The sequence below is a fragment of the Aquimarina muelleri DSM 19832 genome (genome assembly GCF_000430665.1).
Classification (GTDB): Bacteria; Bacteroidota; Bacteroidia; order Flavobacteriales; family Flavobacteriaceae; genus Aquimarina; species Aquimarina muelleri.
Genome location: NZ_AUML01000080.1, coordinates 1 through 3,905 on the forward strand (window position 1 = coordinate 1; position 3,905 = coordinate 3,905).

4 protein-coding genes are annotated in these 3,905 nt (G+C 31.0%); 3 read left to right on the plus strand and 1 reads right to left on the minus strand.

Going from position 1 to position 3,905, the window contains the following annotated elements; translation table 11 throughout:
- The 3 genes from H527_RS24255 to H527_RS0118460 all read left to right on the plus strand — a co-directional run.
- On the plus strand, window positions 1–1,947 hold a 1,947-nt coding region (locus H527_RS24255; protein ID WP_211235744.1), incomplete at its 5' end, for a glycoside hydrolase family 19 protein.
- 40 nt (window positions 1,948–1,987) lie between these two features.
- Complete coding sequence (locus H527_RS0118455; protein WP_027414028.1) at window positions 1,988–2,791, plus strand: hypothetical protein; 804 nt, start codon at window positions 1,988–1,990, stop codon at window positions 2,789–2,791.
- A gap of 1 nt (window position 2,792) precedes the next feature.
- Entirely contained in the window at window positions 2,793–3,491 is a 699-nt protein-coding gene (locus tag H527_RS0118460; RefSeq protein WP_027414029.1) for a hypothetical protein, read from the plus strand.
- On the opposite strand, the gene H527_RS0118465 is transcribed toward H527_RS0118460, so the two are convergent.
- Window positions 3,486–3,827, minus strand: coding sequence for a hypothetical protein (locus H527_RS0118465; RefSeq protein WP_027414030.1), 342 nt, complete (start codon window positions 3,825–3,827; stop codon window positions 3,486–3,488). The two genes, H527_RS0118460 and H527_RS0118465, sit on opposite strands and share 6 nt — an antisense overlap.
- Window positions 3,828–3,905: the final 78 nt, after the last annotated feature.

Here is a 3,905-nt window from a genome sequence, read left to right on the forward strand (position 1 = left end):
GGGCAACAAGTCACCCTAGAGGTCGTTACGTTGAATATGGTAGGTAAGGAGTTAGAGGTAGAGCTATACCAACTTATAGATTGGAGTCTTACCGATTGGAACGGCGATACAAAAGCCATTGCAGGTACCAAGCAAAAAATAAAAATAAATAGCAACGGCAAGGCAGAGCTACAATTTACGATAGACGAGTGTTGGGAGTTGCAGTATGCCAAGGAAGATAAAGGATATCTGGAGATCATCCCAAAGGTTAACGATAATTTTTATGGAGGATTGTCTGTAAGGGATACCAATTATATCTACCGCCTTAAAGTAAGCCCCGAGGCAGAAAAACTAAATGTAGAAAAAAGCCCGCAAAGTTGTAATTTGGTAAAGGTGGAGAAAACACCTAATAGTAATAGAAAAAAGAATAAAAAATGTATTAGATGCCAGACAGATTTGATCACATTAGATTTAGAAAAAGTAGTTGATGCTCAAAAAGGGGATCTCCCACTAGGTAGTGCCTATGGGAAAAGAATTTTTGATTATTTACCAGATTTAAACAAATACATGAAGGAGTTTGGTATAAATGATAATTGTCTAAGGAGAGGTCATTTTCTTGGTCAGGTTGCTAAGGAAACGGGTTTTTGGAGTTATAATGAAGACTTTATTTATAGTGCTAGTGGTTTAAAAGAAACTTTTGGTAATTTTAAAACTACAGAAGGCAAACAGAAAGCTGATGATTGGGGTAAAACATCAAGTAAAAAAGCAGAAGAAGTGAAAATAGCGAATTGGGCATATGCAAAAGGGAGTAAAGCTTCTGATTTAGGTAATACAGAAATAACAGATGAAAATTGGGGCGATGAAAATGGGGATGGCTATAAATATAGAGGTCGCGGATTAGTACAATTAACGGGTAAGTCAAATTATAAAGCTTTTCAAAAATGGTATGATAAAAGAAAAGGTAAGTATAGTTGGCCAGATTATGATTTTGAAACAAATCCAGAAAAAGTTACAGAGGATTCTTTAATTGTAGCTTTATCAGCTATCTATTTTTGGGATAAAAATCATTTCAATAATAAGGCAGATATGGGTGAAGAAGAAAAAGATGTACGTAGGATTAGCAATGTAATTAATAGCGGAGAGGATGATGCCAAAAAAACACAGCGTTATCAAAATGTTGTAGCAGCTATTAATCAAGTTAGAGAAAAAAGTGATTGTGCCATTATCAATTACACCCCGCCAACTAATGCTGGATATTATGTGTTTAAAAATGGTGAGATAAAATTTATAGAAGGAGGAAAAGAGGTAAACTATTATGTCGAAACCGAAGAAGGAAGTAACACTTTTAAAAAAGTGGCAACACTTACTAAAAATGGATATGGTTTAGTAAAGTTTCCAGAAACTGGAGATGGTTTTGGTAGTTATAGTAATGGAGATCCGGGAGGCATTGATCCTAATGCAAGAAAAAGAAAATCTGGAAATACTATTTATACTACAACAGAACACCAAGGAAAAGGAGACCGTTATTTATTACCAAAAACAGCAGCTTGCTTATTCGGTATGGCAAGTGAATTAGGTATTTTGGGATATACGGTTGATTTTGGTGATATGTCCTCAGAAAACGGAAGTGATCCAGGCAAGCCTGGTAGCCATCACAGCGGGCATGGGCATTTAGGAAAACGAATAGGTTTAGACGTAGATTTTAGATATGTTAATTCGAACAAAAAAAGTGTTCAAGGAAAGTTTACTGGGTCTTGGTTTGATTTTGATAAAAACAAGAAGATTTTTGAAGTTGCAAAAAAATATAATTTCATAGTAAATTATTCAACAAAAACAACTTTAATAGATTTAACTGTAGTAAGTGGAACAAGACATGCAGCAAAACATGATGATCATGGTCATTTAGGAATAAAAAACACGTATAAACCAAGTAAGCAAGATACTATTAGTGTCAATGTAATAGAATAAACTAACTTATAGAAATATGAAAAATAATTTTTTTTTATTGATGTTTTTATTACTTTTTTTCCAATGTAATAGCAGTTCTAAAAATAATAATAACCTTCAAGAAAATCATAATAAGCGTTATAACAATACAGAATCATCGTATGAAAAAATAAAAACGGCTATTAAGTCTAAAGATACAATTATTGTTAAACTAGAAAATTTGAAGGTGATTGTGGAAGTAGATGAAGATGAAAAAGAAGATTTTAATATAGAATATAATGAATTAATAGGACTAAATAAAGCTGGTAAAGTCTATGAAAAAAGAGATACTATTCGCATCAATAGTGAATATAACGACATGACTGGCATATCCAATTTGAATAATAAAAAACTTATTATTAAGGGAATCGATAATGTCAAAGAATTAAATGTTACGTTTTCATATTCCATAGGAATAGGTTATGCTTTTGATGCTTTAAATGATGAAGTACCTGCTCTAATTAATGAATATATATATATAATAAAAGAATCTATTATTCTTGATCTATTGCAAAGCAATGAATTAATTGTGAAAAGTGAAAAAGATTATGAATTTAAGATTATGGAAAAATATTTTAATGAAATCAAACAAAAAATTTACACTAATAAAAAAGAGTTATATTCAAAGTTAATGAACGACAAATCCTCTACATACTACAAAGATGAATATTATCGAAATTCAATGCAAGCATTTTTGAATAAGAAAGAGAGTGATTTTAATTCTTTGAAAGAGTTAGATGCTTTTATACAAGTTGCAGATGTAGTTATTCAGTTTAAAGGAAAAACAAAGGATGGTAAAGAGTTTACAGAATATCTAGGAGGGTAACATGAAAAATAGATTGTTTTGTGTTTTTTCTTTATATGTTGCTATTTGTATTGCTTTACATAGCTCTTGTAAAAATGAAAAAACCTTCCAAAAGGAGAAAGAAACTTCAAATGTTGTTAGTGCAGATAAGTCTAATGTAAGCATACTTAAAATATCTAAGCAAGAACTACAGGATTTTTTTAACGAAACATTTAATCTTAAGTATACCTATGATTATTATTTACCTGTGACTTTTAGCTATAAACCTAATAAAGGTATGTTTCGAGTAAATTTTCTAAGAAAAGATCAAAAAAACAAAAGTAGATTTAGTGAAGAAGGATATTTAAAGTACGTAAGTAACATTGAAGGAGGTATTAATGAATATTATTTAGTTCTTTATTATCGTAAACCTGAGGATATCATTAAAGTAAACTTTCTTGAAGATGAGTTTAAAGAAGCTCAGATATATGCTGAAAAATTCGGTGAAGAATCGCTAGATACCATTTATGACAAGATAACTTATTTCGAATATGAAATAAAAAGACCTTCAGAAGTATATATATACGTTTATAATTTAGAGGAAAAGAAATGGATACAAATTTCGAGCACTTCTTTAGATAGCAAAAAAAAGGCAGGGGATACTGATGCTATATTAGATTTTATAGAATTTTCCAGTGAAAAATATGGCTATGAATATATCGAAGAATTTTTGAATTTATAAAGATTCTATAAGGATAAATAAACATTCTTCATAATCAGAAACCTTACTTTCTTGCAAAACCAAAGACGAAGTTACAGAAACGGATAAACGTAGCATTGCCAATTGGGCGTATGGCAAAGCTCCCAAAGCTTCCGATTTAGGGAACACTGCAATAACCAGTAATTGGAGTAATGAAGATGCGGATGGGTGGAAATATAGAGGAAGTGGATTTATACAACTTACAGGAAAAAGTAATTTTAGAAATGTTACCACTAAATACAATACATGGATTGCCAGATTAAATGAGGATATTACAGAAGAGGATTTTAAAGAAAATCCAGAAAAATTAAGAACCAATAAAACACTGGCAATGGCAGCAGCCTTAATCTATTGGAAAGATAAAAATATCCTTACCCGATCCGATATGGGAGTGGG